General features: G+C 35.1%; 17 protein-coding genes. 10 read left to right on the top strand and 7 right to left on the bottom strand.

Features of this window, described 5'->3' with window-relative positions; translation table 11 throughout:
* Positions 1–95: 95 nt before the first annotated feature.
* Positions 96–842 carry a YdcF family protein gene (locus CD112_RS04390; protein ID WP_231911530.1) on the bottom strand — a complete coding sequence of 249 codons (747 nt, stop codon included), beginning with the start codon at positions 840–842 and terminating at the stop codon, positions 96–98.
* A 407-nt stretch (positions 843–1249) separates the two neighbouring features.
* Between CD112_RS04390 and tcaR the strand changes: the two genes are divergently transcribed.
* From tcaR to tcaB, 3 genes are all read left to right on the top strand, one after another.
* Positions 1250–1711, top strand: coding sequence for a MarR family transcriptional regulator TcaR (tcaR, locus tag CD112_RS04395; RefSeq protein WP_170121962.1), 462 nt, complete (start codon positions 1250–1252; stop codon positions 1709–1711).
* A 316-nt stretch (positions 1712–2027) separates the two neighbouring features.
* Positions 2028–3371 carry a TcaA second domain-containing protein gene (locus CD112_RS04400; protein ID WP_103363926.1) on the top strand — a complete coding sequence of 448 codons (1344 nt, stop codon included), beginning with the start codon at positions 2028–2030 and terminating at the stop codon, positions 3369–3371.
* Positions 3372–3537: 166 nt separating this feature from the next.
* Positions 3538–4758, top strand: coding sequence for a putative multidrug effflux MFS transporter TcaB (gene tcaB / locus CD112_RS04405; RefSeq protein WP_023015048.1), 1221 nt, complete (start codon positions 3538–3540; stop codon positions 4756–4758).
* A 90-nt stretch (positions 4759–4848) separates the two neighbouring features.
* On the opposite strand, the gene CD112_RS04410 is transcribed toward tcaB, so the two are convergent.
* Positions 4849–5403 carry a TetR/AcrR family transcriptional regulator gene (locus tag CD112_RS04410; RefSeq protein ID WP_002479693.1) on the bottom strand — a complete coding sequence of 185 codons (555 nt, stop codon included), beginning with the start codon at positions 5401–5403 and terminating at the stop codon, positions 4849–4851.
* 127 nt (positions 5404–5530) lie between these two features.
* On the opposite strand from CD112_RS04410, the gene CD112_RS04415 reads away from it, so the two are divergent.
* Positions 5531–6175: an HlyD family secretion protein gene (locus tag CD112_RS04415; RefSeq protein WP_002479692.1), complete on the top strand. Its 645-nt coding sequence runs from the start codon at positions 5531–5533 to the stop codon at positions 6173–6175.
* Between the two features lie 12 nt (positions 6176–6187).
* Positions 6188–8020, top strand: a complete 1833-nt coding sequence (locus tag CD112_RS04420) for a DHA2 family efflux MFS transporter permease subunit (RefSeq protein ID WP_103363927.1) — start codon at positions 6188–6190, stop codon at positions 8018–8020.
* A 111-nt stretch (positions 8021–8131) separates the two neighbouring features.
* On the opposite strand, the gene CD112_RS04425 is transcribed toward CD112_RS04420, so the two are convergent.
* The 4 genes from CD112_RS04425 to CD112_RS04440 form a co-directional block, all read right to left on the bottom strand.
* Positions 8132–10657 carry an MMPL family transporter gene (locus tag CD112_RS04425; RefSeq protein ID WP_103363928.1) on the bottom strand — a complete coding sequence of 842 codons (2526 nt, stop codon included), beginning with the start codon at positions 10655–10657 and terminating at the stop codon, positions 8132–8134.
* Positions 10658–10822: 165 nt separating this feature from the next.
* Positions 10823–11461, bottom strand: coding sequence for a hypothetical protein (locus tag CD112_RS04430; RefSeq protein ID WP_002479689.1), 639 nt, complete (start codon positions 11459–11461; stop codon positions 10823–10825).
* A 54-nt stretch (positions 11462–11515) separates the two neighbouring features.
* The gene (locus CD112_RS04435; RefSeq protein ID WP_057509945.1) at positions 11516–11947 is read right to left on the bottom strand and encodes a hypothetical protein; all 432 of its coding nucleotides are present in this window, start codon (positions 11945–11947) and stop codon (positions 11516–11518) included.
* Complete coding sequence (locus CD112_RS04440; RefSeq protein ID WP_057509944.1) at positions 11944–12426, bottom strand: thioesterase family protein; 483 nt, start codon at positions 12424–12426, stop codon at positions 11944–11946. The genes CD112_RS04435 and CD112_RS04440 overlap by 4 nt, the downstream gene beginning before the upstream one ends.
* 155 nt (positions 12427–12581) lie before the next feature.
* Here CD112_RS04440 and corA point away from each other — a divergent pair, with 155 nt between their 5' ends.
* From corA to nrdG, 5 genes are all read left to right on the top strand, one after another.
* Complete coding sequence (gene corA / locus CD112_RS04445) at positions 12582–13529, top strand: magnesium/cobalt transporter CorA (protein ID WP_002479686.1); 948 nt, start codon at positions 12582–12584, stop codon at positions 13527–13529.
* A gap of 95 nt (positions 13530–13624) precedes the next feature.
* Entirely contained in the window at positions 13625–14662 is a 1038-nt protein-coding gene (gene fni, locus CD112_RS04450; protein WP_057509942.1) for a type 2 isopentenyl-diphosphate Delta-isomerase, read from the top strand.
* Positions 14663–15054: 392 nt separating this feature from the next.
* The gene (locus CD112_RS04455; RefSeq protein ID WP_002479684.1) at positions 15055–15534 is read left to right on the top strand and encodes a hypothetical protein; all 480 of its coding nucleotides are present in this window, start codon (positions 15055–15057) and stop codon (positions 15532–15534) included.
* A 461-nt stretch (positions 15535–15995) separates the two neighbouring features.
* The gene (gene nrdD / locus CD112_RS04460; protein ID WP_002479683.1) at positions 15996–17843 is read left to right on the top strand and encodes an anaerobic ribonucleoside-triphosphate reductase; all 1848 of its coding nucleotides are present in this window, start codon (positions 15996–15998) and stop codon (positions 17841–17843) included.
* Positions 17844–17845: 2 nt separating this feature from the next.
* Positions 17846–18373: an anaerobic ribonucleoside-triphosphate reductase activating protein gene (gene nrdG / locus CD112_RS04465; protein ID WP_002479682.1), complete on the top strand. Its 528-nt coding sequence runs from the start codon at positions 17846–17848 to the stop codon at positions 18371–18373.
* A gap of 74 nt (positions 18374–18447) precedes the next feature.
* Here nrdG and CD112_RS04470 read toward each other — a convergent pair whose 3' ends face one another.
* Positions 18448–19062, bottom strand: coding sequence for a DNA-3-methyladenine glycosylase (locus tag CD112_RS04470; protein WP_002479681.1), 615 nt, complete (start codon positions 19060–19062; stop codon positions 18448–18450).
* Positions 19063–19376: the final 314 nt, after the last annotated feature.

The raw sequence follows: 19376 nt of genomic DNA on the forward strand, positions 1-19376 counted from the left end.
CATGATTAAGGGAAAATAATGTAAAAAAAGTTGAGGTCAAACCTAAAATAGGTGAGACCTCAACTTTTTTATTTATATACATAGCATTATATGAGTTAGAACATAGATAAAAAGAATTCAAGTAATATAGGGTGCTTAACGAACATACTGCCAATGAACAAAGCACCAAAATAAATGGTTAATAACAGTTTATAACAATACATCAAAGCAAAAAAGTCTCTGATTAATGCTGTATCAAAAAATGGATAAGGTGTGCGACTGCCAGCACCGACTGCGTTCATTTTAAGAACTTGTGCAAAACGCAAGCCGCGTAATATGTGAAATTGACTCGTGACAATAGCGATGTGTTCAAAAGCTTGATTGCTGATAAGTGCTTTTGTATTATTCAGGTTTTCAAAAGTGCTATGTGATTGATCTTCTGAAATAATACGATCTTCTGGAATGTGTTGTTCAATTAAATACGCTTGCATGGCTTCAGCCTCTGATACTTTATCTCCTTCACCAGTCCCGCCGCTGACTACAATGTAAGGATTGCCATGATGATTTTGATATAAAGCAACTGCGCGATCTAAGCGCCAAGCCAGCATTTGTGTCACTTGATTGCGATATAAACCTGCGCCTAGTACAATGATTACATCAATCGGTTCTGGCAGTACGACCATACTAAATGCTGAAGACCAACTTAAATAGTGGACTAAGGCAAAGAGTGTACTGATAGTAATCCAACCGATCCATAAGAAAAGTGCATTCAGCACGGGTACTGGAATATGACTTAATAAATTTAAAGCCAATGCTAAGAAAGTAACAGCTAAAGTCAGACCCAAAATTCTTGTGAAGAACATACGTGCACTTTTCCAAACTAAAATAGCTCGATGCTTGAATAATAAAAGTAAGGCACCTATTATTGATACGCTGGCTAAATCATAAGGCAATGTACGCGTGATTAAATGAATAAATAATATGATGAATCCTAAGACCAGAGTAATGAAAAAGGATTGTATATTTAAAAAGCGATAGTGATTAAAGTATAAATAGATATAACTACATAAAATCAATAGGCTTAATATGAGTGAAAGTAATAGCATAATTAACCTCTATATAATAAATTTCCTTCTTCTAATCTTACCCTATTTCGCCTTATGTTACTTTAGATATGATATGATTAGATATACGGATTGTTTAATATGTAGAATAAAAAGGTTCTCATACTGAGATGCAATAAGAAATTTTTATAGTTATGAAGGAGAAAATCATGGAAAACATTGAGCAACACACGCAGTTTATGGCAATGTTTATCGAAGATATTAATACCCTCATGGCAAGTTTGCTAGAAGGTTTACGTAAGGAATATCATATTTCGATTGAACAATCTCAAGCTTTATTTTTACTAGACAATAATAAATCTTTGACACTTTCAGAAATTACTGAAAAACAAGGTGTCAATAAAGCTGCCATCAGTCGTCGAATTAAAAAGTTAATTAATCTTGAATTAGTTGAACTTGTAAAACAAAATGAAAACGTAGACCAACGTTTGAAGTATGTGATACTTACTGACAATGGTCGCGAATATATAGAACGTACTAAAGTGATTGTAAATGATGTTTCTACATACTTGCTTCAAGATATATCACAATCACAAATAGAAGAAACAGCTAAAAACTTAAGAATTATCGATCAACGTATTAAAGAATATATTTCTAAAATTCGATAAATCAAATAGCATTGATAAAAATCGGTACCTTATCAAAGTGTACCGATTTTTGTCATAATTACTGTTAAAAAAGGACATAAGGCTAAATACTGATATAATTTTATTGTGTAGTCTATTATAATAGAACTATCCAACAGTTTTACAGAAGAAATGTCGGTTTTAGTTTTACTTTTTTGTGCAATACCTGTAAAATTTGTGCGGGTTACATAAAATTTAAGAAAAACAAACATTCTTTACATAGAAAATCGAGTTAGTTTCAACATTTCCTGGGAAATGTGAATAAAATTTGAAAGTATTGAAACGAGGTGAACTGTCAATGGGGCAATCCGAAAAGCCGGATTCTAATGAAAGCCGCAAAACGCGTGAACAACGTATGCGCACAAATCAGAATCTACGTAAAATGGTGCCGTGGGGTATCGGTATTTTTATCGTTATCTTATTGATTATTCTGTTTTTCTTGTTGAGAAATTTCAATACACCAGAAGCACAAGCAAAAATCTTAGCGAATGCAGTGAAGAATAATGATACACAACGTATTGCGACGATTTTAAGTACACGTGAGAATAAAGTAAGTACGTATGAAGCGGAAACGTACATTAAATATATAAAAAGCGAAATTGGCCAGAATAAGTTTGATAAAGAACTGCAAGAGACGATACGTAACATAGACCGTAACGACAAAGATGCCAGCTTTATTAAAACACCTGATGGCAATAAAATACTGCGTATTACTAAAAATGGCCGCCGTTTTATTTTCTTTGATAACATCAGTTTCACTACGATTACTAAGAAACCGATTATTAAACCTAAAACGAAAACAACGTATATTTTCAGAGCGGATGATCGAAAACGTAAAGTTATCGCAGAAGCTAATGAAGCCACTATGTTAGGTAACTTTATTCCAGGTGATTATAAAATTCCTGCAACAAAAGAAACAGCTAATGGTAAATTCAGTGGTTATTTGACTTTCTCATTTAAAAACAGTAACAGCGAAACAGTCGATGTTCATGAAAAATTCCCTGAGGCGAATTTAAACATCAAGTTAGAAGGTGCCAATAAATTAGAAGGTAAGCATACGAAAGTGAAAATTAATGGTAAGTCTTACAATTACGATCACACACGTTTATATGGACCTTACCCTGTAACTGATGAAGTTGAAGTATCAGCAGAAGGTAAAGTCAAAGGCAGAACATTCGAATCTGACAGCATAAAAATTTATCCGAATGAATTAAAAGAGAATACCCCTGTGACGTTACACTTCGAAAAAGAAAAAATTGAGAAGTATGTTGAAGAGAAAGAAAAAGAGGAAAACAGTTTAAAAAATAAATTGTCTCGGTTCTTTGATAAATATACGTCAGCTTTAAATGAAGCGTCGACGAATAATAACTTCGCAAGTGTGTCTCCATTTTTAAAATCAGGAACAGATAATTATAAACAGACACAACATTTGATTCAAACAGGTCAAGGTGCAGCGTCTTTTTACCAATCGCCCCAAGTCGTTGATGTAACGACTGAAGGGGCGCACGTTTACGCTGAAGTCTTAACTTTAAATAACCAAGGTGTATGGGTTAAATCAACCTATAAACTTTTAGATGATAATCATAAATCGGGTCAGATACCAAGTACTGACGACTTGAAAATTATCAGCGCTCAATCATAAATAAACTCCTTTTTATCCATTGGATAGAGAGGAGTTTATTTAATATACGTCACTTGTAGTTTTGTTTATTTGAAATACGTGTTTTATTTTCATTGTATTATTTTGACTATCGGTATAACATGAGGATATTAATTGAATTGTACAGAGAGAAAGAAGGGGATTGTTTGTGAGTCAGGGACATACATATCAAAAGCGACCGCCTATATTTTTGATTATTATCTTAGGTGCGCTGACAGCCATCGGTGCGTTATCCATCGATATGTTTTTACCAGGGCTGCCGCAAATCAGATCGGATTTTAATACAACTGCATCTGCGGCACAATTAACACTGACTTTATTTATGGTTGGATTAGCGTTTGGTAATTTGATTATGGGACCTTTATCAGATGCTTATGGAAGAAAACAACCTTTAATTATAGTGATGGTCATCTATACTATCGCAAGTATAGGTATTGTTTTTTCGGTGAATATCACGATGATGATCAGTTTAAGATTGATTCAAGGTTTATGTGCAGGGGCAGCTGCGGTGATTTCACGAGCGATTGCCAGTGATATGTATCATGGAAAAGCTTTAACAAAATTCCTAGCTGTTTTAATGTTGGTGAATGGTGTCGCACCTGTGATTGCGCCAGCACTGGGCGGCATTATCCTATTATTTTCAACATGGCATATGGTCTTTATTATCTTAACGATTTTCGGGATTTTTATGGTATTCAGTACCTCTATACGTGTGCCAGAATCATTAAGTAAGCAAGCGAGAGAGCCAGCTGATATCAAATCAATTTTAATTCAATTCAAACGTTTGTTGAAGCGCCCGAGATTTGTTTTACCAATGTTGCTTCAAGGTATGACTTTTGTGATTTTATTCAGTTATATCTCAGCCTCTCCTTTTATTACACAACGTATTTATACACTTTCACCACAAGCGTTCAGTATTATGTTCGCAGTGAATGGTATCGGCTTGATTATTTCATCACAATTATCTGGTAAATTAGTTGATTACTTTTCACCCTTAGCAATAATGCGCGGTTATACTTGGGTTCAACTCGTCGGAGTTGTCTTGATTTCAATTGTGCTGATTTTCCACTTGCCCATTTTCTTTTTATTCATAGCTTTCTTTGTGTTAGTCAGCCCAGTAACAGGTATCGCAACACTTGGATTTTCAGTGGCGATGGATGAACGTACAGGAGGCGGGGGCAGTGCTTCTAGTTTACTCGGTTTAGTTCAAACATTAATCGGAGGCATCAGTACACCGTTAGTTGGTTTAATGGGTGAAAGCAGTTATATCCCTTATTTAATTATCATTTTTATCGCATCAATTGTATTAATAATACTTCATTTGATTACTGCCAGAGTCTTTGCGCAGCCTCTATCAGAGAATGAGTAGTGAAAATATATAAAGCAGTGTTTTATTTATTCATATAAAAAGAGGAAGTGTCTTCGTCAGACGCTTCCTCTTTGCTTATTATTGAGTATTTTAAGCTTGTTGCCTCATTTTAATAGTATTGACTAACATCGTTTGTGCCATTGCTTCAGGTGCTTCTGTACAATCACGTCTTAACCAAGTATGAATTACACCTAATTGGCCTCCGATTAAGTAATGTGCAAAGTAAATCTTATCTGAAATACGTGTATAATCATTCAACAATCGTTCGTAAGATTCATGTGTAAAAGTGACGAATTTAATAATCACATCTTTTTGTGGATGTGTGACAAAGATGGCACGAAAAAATCGTTGAAATCGATTAATGTATCTGAAGATAATACGGAAAAACTGAAGCAGCTTTTGATTATCCTTTTTAATGGTTTCAAAATCTTGATATACAATGTGCATTAACTTTTGATAACGCGACATGTGATAGTTTTGAATCTGTTCAAATAAATCGTATTTATCTTGGAAGTAGTCATAAAAAGTAGAACGGTTAATACCGCTATATGCGCAAATCATTTTAATTGTGATTTCTTCTGGCGCATAGTTTTCCATCAGACCAATTGTATTTATAAAAATTTTGATTCGAGCACGCTTTTTCATCCCTGCACCTCTTCGTTACACTTTAGAATCGCCCGACACATTTTTTAAAAGTGTTGGTGTTTTTTTAAGTTACATGTCTTTATACTATTAAAAGTGACTTTGAAAAGCAAATAGGAGGAAAGTGTGTATGAAGAAGTTAATCATTATTAATATTGTGACAATCGTAGTGCTTGTGTTAATCGGCATCGGCGGATTTTACTATTATAACCAAGCAACAAGTTATATAAAAACAGATAACGCGAAAGTAGATGGCCAACAAATTAAAATTGCGAGCCCTGTTTCAGGTAAAGTAGAATCATTTGATGGCAAAGAAAACAAATACTATAAAAAAGATGAACAAATCGCAGAAGTAGCAGGTAAAGGAGAAGACGGTTCTCCACAAAAAATGGATATTAAAATGCCTCAAGCCGGAACTATTGTGAAAACAGATGCGCAAGAAGGTGGCATGGTTCAAGCAGGTTCTCCAATGGCATATGCTTATAATTTAGATGAATTATATATTACCGCAAATGTAGATGAGACAGACATTGGCGATGTTGAAAAGGGTAGAAAAGTAGATGTTAAAATTGACGGTCAAGATTCTAAAATGAAAGGTAAAGTAGAACAAGTCGGTAAAGCGACAGCTTCAAGTTTCTCTTTAATGCCTTCATCTAATAGCGACGGCAACTATACTAAAGTATCACAAGTCGTACCTGTGAAGATTTCACTTGAAAATGCACCGGCAAAATCAGTGGTTCCAGGTATGAATGCTGAAGTAAGTATTCATAAGTAAGGAGGTCAATCTATGACACTTGCTTTAATTATATATATTGTCGTTGCATTACTGATTGTATTGCTGATAAATGTTTTCTTAAGAAAACGTAAAACTTCTCAATCAGTACGTCAACCTAACCCCTCTCACATCAAACAAAATACTGATCCTTCAAGATTTAAAGCGAGCGATTTAGAAACATCAGATGAATCAACAGAGGAGACAGACTTAAAACAGACTCACTCAGATGAAACAGAAACTGAGTCCACATATGAACAAGAAATAACACAAAACTCAGAAACAGAAGAGACAGAACAACCTGCACAAGGCGATTCGGTCATGTATCGTTTTGGTAAAGGTGCAACACGTAATAAAGTCCTTGCGGCGATGTTGTTTGGGATGTTTATTGCAATTTTAAACCAAACATTATTAAATGTGGCATTGCCTAAAATCAACAGTGATTTCAATATTACCGCATCAACAGGTCAATGGTTGATGACTGGTTTTATGTTGGTAAACGGTATTTTAATTCCGGTCAGTGCCTTTTTATTCGACCGTTTTTCTTACCGTAAATTATACTTGTTCTCACTCGTTATTTTCACACTCGGCTCATTAGTGTGCGGGATTGCGATGAACTTCCCGGTTATGATGACTGGCCGTGTGCTTCAAGCAGCGGGTGCAGGGATATTAATGCCGCTAGGTTCTAATGTGATTATGACGATTTTCCCACCGGCTAAACGTGGTATGGCTATGGGTGTGATGGGCGTTGCGATGATTTTAGCGCCAGCCATCGGCCCGACATTATCAGGTTATATCGTTCAAAACTATCACTGGAATCTTATGTTTTACGGTATGTTCTTTATCGGTATTGTGGCGATTGTTGTCGGTTATTTCGGTTTCAAAATTTATCAACATACGTCTCAACCTAAAGCAGATGTCCCAGGTATTATTTTCAGTACATTAGGTTTCGGCGCATTACTGTATGGCTTTAGTGAAGCAGGTAATGCAGGTTGGGGTTCAAATGAAATTATCGTTTCATTTACTATCGGAGTTATCTTTATTATCTTATTCATCTTAAGAGAGTTACGTATGAAGATGCCGATGTTGAACTTTGAAGTCTTGAAGTTTCCGACTTATGCATTAACAACACTTATTAACGTTATTGTCATGATGAGTTTATATGGCGGTATGTTATTATTACCGATTTATTTACAAGATTTACGTGGTTTTACCGCGATTGATTCAGGTTTATTACTATTACCAGGTGCTTTAGTTATGGGATTATTAGGTCCAATTGCTGGTAAATTGTATGACATGATAGGTATTAAACCACTTGCGATATTTGGTATCGCGGTTATGACATACGGAACATGGGAGTTAACGCATTTAACAATGGATACACCGTATTCGCATATTATGGGGATTTATATTTTACGTTCATTTGGTATGGCATTTATTATGATGCCGATTATGACAGCAGGTATGAATGCATTGCCAGCACGTTTAATTTCACATGGTAATGCCTTAGTGAACACATTGCGTCAATTAGCGGGTTCTATCGGTACAGCTATTCTCGTTACAGTGATGACGACACAAACAACTGAACACATGAATACGTTCGCACAAGATTTAGATAAAACGAATCCGGCGATTCAAGATCAAATGAAAGAAATGGCCATGCAATATGGCGGTCAAGAAGGCGCAATGAAAGTGATTATGACCTTCTTAAATAAACTTGCGACAGTTGAAGGTGTCAATGATGCTTTCTGGATTGCGACATTATTTAGCGCTATCGCATTATTCCTTAGTTTCTTTATTCAAAGTAAGAAAAAAGCAGATGCATTTGCGCAAGAACATGATCATTAAAAAATATTGAAGATATTAAAAAAGCGACAGGTGCTGTATCTGTCGCTTTTTCTAATAAAAACGCCTCTGCGTCCTTTACGCAGGGGCGTTTCTTCAATTATGATTCATTTTTTAATTTGTAGGGTCTGTATTTGACGTGTTAGTTTGAGAATTCTTCGTAGGTGCTTTAAATGGCCACCAGTTTCCTTGATTGAATGATTGTGCAACCGAAGGAATGAAGAGTGGTAATAAGAGTACGTTATAAATGATAAGTCCGATAATAATCACAGTCGCAATTTCCATAAGTGTTAAGGCACCAGAAGTATAAAGTGCTGCGACAGTACCGACTAAAATGACACATGCGGTCATGATAACTGTACCCATCTTACGCATTGAAGTGATGATGGCGTCAGTGACTGAATGACCTTGTTCGACTTCTTCGGTGAAGCGGTTGACTAAGAAGATTGCGTAGTCGATACCTAAAGCCATGAGTACAACAAAGCTGAAGAATGGAACAACTAATGAGAGGCCACCCATATCAAATAAGTTTGTAAAGATTAAGTTTGAAATACCGATAGATGCATAATATGTGATTAAAATAGATGCGATCATATAAATCGGCATAATAATTGAGCGTTCAAAGATTAACAGTACAATAAATAAGAATACTGTAATCAATGCGATGGCTTTACTCATATCACTATTGACTGTTTTTTCTAAGTCATTGTTTTGTGATGATGTGCCACCAAACTCAATATCACTGTTTTCGAATGATGTACCTTTGACTTGATGATCGACAGTTTCGTGTATCGTATCTACAGTCTGCATAGCTGATTTAGAGAAAGGATCTCCTTTTAATTCAACAGTCATTAAGAGTACCTTACCATTGCCTTCGCTATACTGTTTAACCGAATCTTTTAAATCTGTATTTTTCAACATATCATCTGTGATATGCATACCAGACTTGTCGATGTTTTTGTCATCGGCCATTTCTTTTAAGCGTTGTTGAATCTGAGTTTGTCCGTCTTGAACTTGTGAAATACCATTTTGTGATTGTTCTAACCCTTGTGCTAATTGACCAGACTGTCCAGTAACTTGTTGAACAGCTTGTTGTGGTGGAAGTTGAGAACTTTGTTGCAGCATTTGTTGTACACGTTGTTGTTCTGTTAGAGGTTCAACTTGTGACTGCATCTCACCTAAACCATTGTTGACTTGATCGAGTCCTTGATTCGTTTCATTTAACTTGCCTTGAATGACATCTAGTTGATGCGATGCTGAAAGAGATTTAATCGGTTCTCCGGTAGGGCGTGTAATCGTGCTGACACTATCGACACCTTTTATTTTTTCAATTGATTGTGCCAAGACTTCAGCATCATTCACACCTTTAGAAGTTGTCAGTTTATGATCATCTGCGATTGCAATATTTACTGGGAATGCTTGTCCCATAGTGAAGTCATCTTTAATGATATTGATGGCTTTGATGGAATCATATTGATCACTGATTTCATTAGTATTGTCGAATGAAATTTTATTAGGTGCGAAAATAATAATGGGTACCAAAATTACTAACACAATGACAAGGCCAAAGAAAGAACGTTTCGTTGTAAATTGACCCAACGTGCCCCATAATTTACTATCTTTGTGTGTACCAGCATTTCTGCTTGGCCAGAATATTTTTTCACCCGTTACCATTAATAGTGTAGGCAGCAAGGTGAATAAGATAATCATCAGACATAGCACACCGATTGCGATACCCATCGCTGAACGGAAGAGACTAAACTCTACAAAGAATAATGCTGCAAAGCCGACTAATACTGTAATGGCACAGATTAAAATCGTGCGTCCGCCATTTTTGAAAGTGTTAAATACAGCTTGATAATTGGATTGGTTTTTACTCAACTCTTCTTTATAGCGGTTAAGTAATAAAATACAGTAATCCGTTCCAATACCAAACAGCAACGCGATTAAGAACGGTTGAATATAGATGGAAATTGGAAAATCGATATATTTGACAAGCAGTGCCAAAATACCTTGTGAGAATAAATAAGAAATACCAACTAAAAGTAATGGTACAAAAGGTGTAATTACAGAACGGAAGACTAAGAATAAAATACCGAGAATTAAAATGACTGTAATAATTTCAGTTTTCTGCAAGCCTTCGTTCACACTCTTGTTGATATCATCATTGATGATTTCATTACCAGTTAAATAAGAAGACTTAAAGTCTTGATGAATATGATTGATATCATCCGCAGCATTTAAAGTCTTAGTTTTATCATCTGTCGTTTCTATAGGAATGAGCACAGTTTTTTTATTATCTGCCACTAATTTGTCTTCAATGTCCATACTTTCGACAGGATTAATGACATTTTCAACATGTTTCACTTTCTTGATGTCTTTAACATAGTCCTTAAGCTGTTGACGACTTGTTTTATCTAGAGGTCGATCTAACTTGACGACAGCGCTGATACTTTCGGAATCAGCACCGACTGCTTTTAATTTATTTGTATATTGTTGTGAGGTCATATTATCAGGAGGCTTTATATCACCTTTATCTTCAGCTAATTTTGTTAAATTAGGTGCGAAAATTAAAGTACAAGCCACCATTATCACAACAATAATTGAAATTAGCCATCTGAATTTCAATATTGTTTTCATTTTCTATATTGACTCCTTTTTTATAAAATTTCCTCATACTTTTTAGTTGAGAGGTGTTAACTATATCTATGATAAAGAGAATTGAGTTTATTGTAAAGTTAAATGTTTGAGAAAATTGAATATAAAAAAGCAACAACTCGGTGTGAGCTGTTGCGTAGTCATTAACTATTTAATTCGAATACGACGGTTTCTGAAGAATAAGCTGATAAAGAGTAAACCGAAACAACACGCGAGTAATACGGTCGCATTACTTATTGCTTCACCTGTGACTAAGATTTTATCAGGTGAGAGGTTAATAAAGTATTGTTGTAATGTTTCAGATACGCGTTTCGCTGTTTCTTCAACGATATAAGCCAGGCCGAAAGGAATCGCAAACATAATGGCGATTAAGACCATATTGACAATTTTTATCGCAGTACGATTAAAAATCAATGTTAAAACCGTCAAAATCAAACTGAGAATACCTGCGAAGAAAAAGGCGTAAAAGGCCAGTTTCAATTTGCTGATATTATCTTGCAGTTGGCTGATTTGTGTTAAATCAACATTTTGACTCGAGATGTTTTGCAGTGTCTCTTGGAAATTCAAGATTTGTGAAAAACGAATGGGTTCATTCACGAGTAAAATATTGAAAATAGGTTCTTTCAGCATACTGTAAATCGAGATAATTGTCAGAATCAATACGATGATTTGAATAATTAAACTGACGTAAGAACGCTTCTTTTTTGGTGCGAAATACTGGCCGCGTTGAAGCGGTACTCGATCTAAAGGAGCTTTATCAGCCCGTCGTAAATTATTTTGAGCCATAATGGACCAAATACCTCCCTTTGAAGAAAGAAGAACAGAATGATTTATATATTCTTATAACTTATCTTCTGACTGTATTGTATATATTTTATCACTGATGACTTGAATCACATAGTACTTTCCTTGTGTTTCGTAGAGTTGTGCTACAGCCAGACCTTCTTCATAATAAGTTTGGTTGGTCGTGCTGTTTGATGGGATTTCACTATGAAGTTGTGATAATTGTGTTGTTAAATCTTGTTTTGTATTTTGAATTAAAGTCGTGATGTCTTGGTTGGTTTCTGTTCTTTGTAATTGATTTTGTAGCGTATCTATCATTTGACGTTTACCTTGTATAATCGCATGCATAATACCACGTTCAAATAATTTATAGTCAGGCCCCTTAGTTACATTGTCTTTGCGTTGATTGAGCTCGCTAAGTTCGACTTTGACATCGTCCGTTAAATCCAACAAAGTTACTTGAAGTTCTTCTTGAAGGGATAAACTCATTTAGAATCTCCTTTTTGAGGTATTTCAATACGATGCCCCAGTTGTTTTGGCCAATCAACCTTAGGTTGTGTGTGGTAGTAAAGTTCAACATTGCGCATAAATGTTTCTGGGAAAGGAGCTGATTTTTCACTATCACGATCGATACCCATCATCATTTGTTCATTCGTTGCGACAATGTTGCCTTGTTCGTTGCGCATAATTAAAAAGAAATGCAGACGCTTATAGTCATAGTTATAAAGATGAATATCAATTTGATAATTATCATCCAACTTAAGCTGGGATAAGAATGTTGTGTGTTCTTCAATTGTGAAAATCGTGTAGTTTAACTGCTTACGTTCGTCTAATGAAAGACCGTTATTATAGTTGAATTCATTCGTTGCTTGGCTGAACGCTTCGTTATATTGTGAATCATGCATATGCTGATTATGATCAATCATAGATTTTTCTACTGTACCTGTTAATGTAAATAGGTTGCTCATTAAAAAACTCCTTTACCGATTATTATTTTTTTATTTATCATGTATTGTTTTATACTTTATAACCCTCCATAATATACAAATCAATAGGGATAACTTCAAACATAATTAATACTAAAAATGATAAACTAATTTTATGACATAGGGGAGGGAAACGCATGAGTATGTCCATATATTATCAAACTCATTCACATGGCTTCAAAACAGTAGAAGACAAGCGTGATATTCCGTCAGATGCGACGGTGATTTGGTTTGATTTGAATGAACCGACTGAACAAGAAAATAAATTTTTATTAGATAACTTTGATTTTAACCCATTAGAAGTTGATGATACTATACATGCTAATCCAAGGGCGAAGTATAAGAATTATGGAGATTATCAAAATATCGTGTTTCATCGACTTTCAGAACAAAATTATCAAGTTGAAGTCTTGAATATTTTCATTAAAAACAATATCTTAATCACATATCATCATCAGCCGATTGATGAAATTGAAGCAGTTCACAAGCAAGTCACTGCTCATTTCGATAAAGATTTAGATTGTGATGATATTGTTCTATATATCCTTGACCATATTGTGGATGAATATTTCAATCACGTGGAAAAGATATCAGATAAAGTGTTTATGTTTGAAGATGAACATGGAGGAGAACGTACCAACAAGTATATGATGGATGATTTGTTTGATTTACGTTCTGATATTATCAAGATGAACCGAATCATTATGCCGATGAAAGAGTTGATTGATACGTTGCAATATTCGAGTGCTTTAGTGAGAGATGAAAGGCATAGAATGTATATTCAACATATTAAAGATCATATCGTCAAAGAAGAAAATATGTTGAGAACAGCACAGGATATCACGAAAGAAATCAGAGACAATTTTGAATCATATACTACATATAGAATGAACCACGTCATGCAGATATTAACTATTGTTTCAATGATTTTCATGCCATTAACATTGCTTGCGGGGATATACGGAATGAACTTTGAATATATGCCAGAATTGAAATGGCATTATGGTTACTTTATATGCCTAGGATTGATGGTACTAATTACGTTATGGTGCCTTTGGTTCTTCAAACGTAAAAATATGCTTTAGCATGATTTGAAATGGGAGCATTAAAAACTGGAACGAATGTCAGTTGATTGATACACTATCACTAATACATGAAAGAAAAGAAAGTAGGAAAGACAATGAGCGACTCTAAAAGGGAACAACGAAAAGATGATCACGTAAAAATTGCGATGGCACAAACTGATCCGAAACTAACTGATTTTGATCGTGTCAGATTTGTTCATCATTCTATTCCAAGCGTGGATGTAGAACAAGTAGATTTATCAGTCAAATTACCAGACTTTGACTTAAGTTCACCCCTATACATTAATGCCATGACAGGCGGCAGTGAATGGACAAAACAAATCAACGAAAAGCTTGCGGTAGTTGCGAGAGAGACAGGGCTTGCAATTGCGGTAGGTTCAACACATGCTGCATTACGTAATCCAAAAACTGCAGATTCATTCAATATTGTAAGAGAAAAGAATCCAGAAGGTATTTTGTTTAGTAATGTCGGTGCAGATGTGCCTGCAGACTTAGCTAAGAAATCTGTAGAGATGTTGGATGCAAATGCACTGCAAGTACATGTCAATGCACCACAAGAACTTGTAATGCCAGAAGGTAATCGTACATTTTCAAATTGGATGGAAAACTTGAGCTTAATTGTTCAAACCGTTGATGTACCTGTGATTGTGAAAGAGGTCGGTTTCGGTATGAGCAAAGAAACGATAGAAGCTCTATATGAAATCGGTGTACGTTATGTAGATGTCAGCGGCCGCGGCGGTACGAACTTTGTTAATATCGAAAATGAACGCCGTGATTTAAAAGATATGTCTTACCTTCAAAATTGGGGACAATCAACAGTCGAATCTTTATTAGAAAGCCAATCACTACAAAATAAAATGACTGTATTTGCGAGCGGCGGTGTACGTAACCCGCTGGATGCTGTGAAATGTATTGCGCTAGGTGCGGATGCAGTAGGTATGTCTCGACCTTTCTTAGAACAAGTTGAAAATAATGGGATTACACAAACTGTAGAATATGTAGAAGCGTTTCTTGAACAAATGAAACGAATTGCGACGATGTTGGATGCATCCAATATTCAAGATTTACAACAAACGTCAGTCATTTTTGATCAATATCTAAAAAATTGGATAGAACAACGTGGATTAAATTAGAAAATAGCACAAGAATCATTGTATGAAAATATACAAAAATAAGTGGAAATATAAGGAGAGCGGTTCAACTGGTAGAGGGTTGAACCGCTTTTTTAGTAACAAATTGGTTTTGGTATAGGCAATCACGAAGAGCTGGACCTTTGAGTCCATAGGCTCTGGCAACGCTTACACTTATTATAGAACATTAATTTGCACAAAGCAATTAGATTCATAAAAAATGATGGATTGTACAAAATAAAATGATTGGTAAATAACAAAATTACAGATGAGTATTATTTAGTACCTATAAGAAACATTTTGACATAAATGTGTATTGATTTATATCTATCTTTAGAAACTGAGCTGAATTTATAATAGGAGTATATTAATTCTCTGTCGAAGGGGGTCAGGGAGTGAGACCTAGTTATTCACAATTCAAAGAAACCGTGCTGATAGAACCGACATCACCGGTTGTTGAACCATTTTTATACTATTATGATAAGAACCAACATCACATCTCAGGGCTACACATCAGTATAGAAGTTGAGTTAAATAATTGGAATGTTTCTCTCGAAAACAATATCAACACGAATATTATTACAGCCAGTCATACTTTTAAAGTTGATCGTGCTGAAAATAATGTGAAGTATCATTTGGTTGTCATAACACCCGAGACAAATACCGCTATGATAATAGACATCAATCAGGATTTGCGTATAGAGTTGAGTCGTTCATCGACAAAATATATATACGACATAACCAACTATTTGATTAGTGGCGAGAATTATATATATACTGCTTATTTAAGCTGTCAACTGACTCATCATAATTTACAAAATTTCAAAATTGAACGTATTTTTAATGAATGCTTTATCTTAAAAACTTCTACGTGATTTTGAGTGGTCGGACTGTTAAATAAACTATCATACAGTGCTTCAACTCTAAATTTTAAAATATGGACACTAACTTTTTTCAAAGAATGTTAACATATATACATGAATGATTACATCCAAAGTAATAAAGGATGAGTCTTGACAGTTGTTTGTGTGTGACTCCAACATAAACAATGTGACAGATTAAATAAGCAAAATGATTTAGAAACTTAGGGTAGACTATTTACAGATTGTAATAGTTTTTGTGAATTGATGAGATGTCCTTGTCTATGATATATAGATGAGGGCATTTTTGCGTAGTTAGAAAAAGTTGGAAATAGAGTCGTCCTAAATACTCTATTCAAAATAAAGCCACAACATTTTGACATATCTGTTAAAAGTATGGCCATCCTCTTCTAAATTCTATATATTGTGGTAATTTAGTATTTAGAACACAAGATATAGTAGAAAAGGGGAATTCTATGTTGAAACTAGAAGAGAGCTTAAGTCGCTTAATTAATAAAGATCCGACAGTAGTTAATGAAAACGCGAATAAAGACAGTGAAACATTTACGACAATGCGTGACTTAACTGCAGGTGTCGTTTCAAAATCATATGCCTTAGAACACTTATTACCAAAACATGTGGCAGCAGCACATTTAAATGGAGATATTCATTTCCATGATTTAGATTATCACCCATTCCAACCTCTAACAAACTGTTGCTTGATTGATATTAAAGGGATGTTGGAAAAAGGGTTTGAAATTGGTAATGCACAAGTAGAATCACCAAAGTCCATTCAAACTGCGACAGCTCAAATCGTTCAAATTATTGCGAACGTATCAAGCAGTCAATATGGTGGTTGTACAGTTGATCGTATTGATGAAGTATTAAGTCAATATGCAGAATGTAACGCCAGAAAACATCGCGAAATCGGAGAAAAGTTTGTATATCCTGAACAATTGGATGATTATGTCCGTACGCAAACTGAAAAAGATATTAAAGATGCGATGCAAAGTTTAGAATATGAAATTAATACACTTTATACGTCTAATGGACAAACACCTTTCGTGACACTAGGTTTCGGCTTAGGCACAGATACATACAGCCGAATGATTCAAAAGGCAATCTTGAAAACTCGTATTCAAGGTTTAGGACATCATCATGTGACTGCCATTTTCCCTAAATTGGTTTACTCCATTAAAAAAGGTGTCAATTTTGCGCCTGAAGATATCAACTATGATGTAAAACAGTTAGCTTTAGAATGTTCTACTAAACGTATGTATCCAGATATTTTGAACTATGATAAAACTGTTGAAATTTTAGGTGACTTCAAAGCGCCGATGGGTTGTCGTTCATTCTTACCAGCATGGCAAAACGAAAAAGGTGAAAATGAAAACAGCGGTCGTTGTAATTTAGGTGTTGTTACTTTGAACTTACCGCGTATTGCGATTGAAACAGAAGGCGATCCAGCTGCATTCTGGAGATTACTTGATGAACGTATGACATTGATTCATGATGCATTAGTTTATCGCATTGAACGTATTCAATCTGTGATTCCAAATAACGCACCAATCCTTTATAAAAGCGGTGCATTCCATAATCGCTTAAAAGAAGATGATAATGTGATGGAATTATTCAAACATAAACGCGCAACTATCTCAATGGGCTATATTGGTCTTTATGAAGCAGCAACTGTTTTTTATGGACCTAACTGGGAAACAAATCCAGAAGCGAAAACATTCACATTAGACATTTTAAGACGCATGAAAGATTTCCAATATCAATGGACAGATGATTACGATATTTTCTTTAGCTTATACAGTACACCAAGTGAATCATTAACAGATCGATTCTGTCGTTTGGATACAGAACGTTTTGGATTAATCCCAAATATCACAGATAAAGGCTATTACCAAAACTCTTTCCATTACGATGTACGTAAAGCAGTGTCACCGTTTGAAAAATTGGATTTTGAAAAAGATTATCCTTTCTTAGCGAGCGGCGGTTATATTCATTATTGTGAGTATCCTAAATTGACACATAATACAAAGGCGCTAGAAGCGGTATGGGACTATTCATATGATAAAGTCAGTTATTTAGGTACGAATGCGCCGATAGACAAATGCTATGAATGTGGTTTTGAAGGGGACTTTAAAACAACAGCACATGGCTATGAATGTCCACATTGCGGTAATCATGATCCTGATACAGTAGATGTGGTTAAAAGAACTTGCGGTTATCTTGGTAATCCTGTTCAAAGACCAACGATTGAAGGGCGTCATAAAGAAATTGCTGCACGTGTGAAACATATGAAAGGAAACGAATAACGATGTTATATGCACAAGTTGAAACTGGACAAGGTTATCTCGCAAAGATTGAAGAAGAATCGTTTGTGGATGGAGAAGGGGTCAGATGCAGTGTGTATGTATCAGGTTGTCCTTTTGCATGTGCCGGCTGTTATAATGTCGCAGCACAAAAATTTAAATATGGCACACCTTTTACAGATGAAACGTTGACTCAAATCCTTGATGCTTGTGCACCAGATTATATTGCTGGGTTAAGCCTGTTAGGCGGCGAACCATTTTGTAATATAGACATTATCCAACCCTTGATTGAAGCATTCAGAGCACGTTTTGGTCATACTAAAACGATTTGGGTTTGGTCTGGTTTTATGTTTGAGAATTTAAAACATAATACAAAAGCACGTAAAGAACTTTTAAAACAAATTGATGTTTTAGTAGATGGACCTTTTGTCCAACAACTTTATCAACCAGGCTTAGCATTCAAAGGTTCGCTGAATCAACGTGTCATCAATGTACCTTTATCTCTACAAACAAATACCATTATAGAAATATGAAAAAAGTGGTCTCTCCTGAACATAAGGAGGACCACTTTTTTCGTTTATCAATAACTATTAAATTTAGTATCCATTTAAGATTTCCAAGTTTCTTGTGCGGGTTTCATCTCAGATTTCCGCATACGTGAAACGTAAGGGTTACCCTCTACAGTAAAGCGTAATGGTTTATGTGTCCATTCACCTTTATTAGGAATGCCGATACGTGGACTTTCAACAATGTCAACTGGATAACGACGTTGTTTTGTATCGATTTTTAGAGGGCCTTCATTTAATTTAAAACCATCTAAGGCCATTGTCATATTAAAGGCACGTGTCCATTTACCTGGACCATTTGTTAAGTCTATACCATCTTTGCCGTTACGATTTTCTTTCATTTGTTCAGTAATCGTTTCGGGTTCTAGTGCACGGATTAGTACCCCTTGGGCAGTACCTGCTGGTTGTGTCACAAAGTTGATTAATAGATGTGTATGCATGACATGTGCATAGATTGTACCGCCATCTTTATACATGGATTGTACACGAGGTGTATTTCGTCCATTGTACGTATGAGCAGCTTGATCAACATCGCCTAAATAGGCTTCTGTTTCAACGATATAACCTGCATACGTTTGTTCACCATCGTCGAATTGGACTTTAACTCCTAATAGATCACGTGCGATTTCCTCGGTTGTGCGATGAATAAAATCCATGACTTTCCTCCTCATCTATTTAATACAGTACTTTCTATTTTACGCAAAGATGATAAGGAATAACAATATTTCGTTTGAAGAAGAAGTTTGTAGATATTGTAAAGTTCAGAAAAACTATGCTAATTTTACAATAAGTCTGTTAAAATAAAAAAGAATAGTTTTAAATAACTATTACAGACCGTAGACAAACTACCGTTATAACTTGAAAAAGTGTAACGGTAGTTTATTTTTTTATGAAATTTTCGAAAATATGTATAAAAATCTTTATAATAGAAGTCCTCACGGACTCTTATGTAAGCCACATAGATACTTTT

The sequence above is a fragment of the Staphylococcus simulans genome (assembly GCF_002902285.1).
GTDB classification, from domain to species: Bacteria; Bacillota; Bacilli; order Staphylococcales; family Staphylococcaceae; genus Staphylococcus; species Staphylococcus simulans.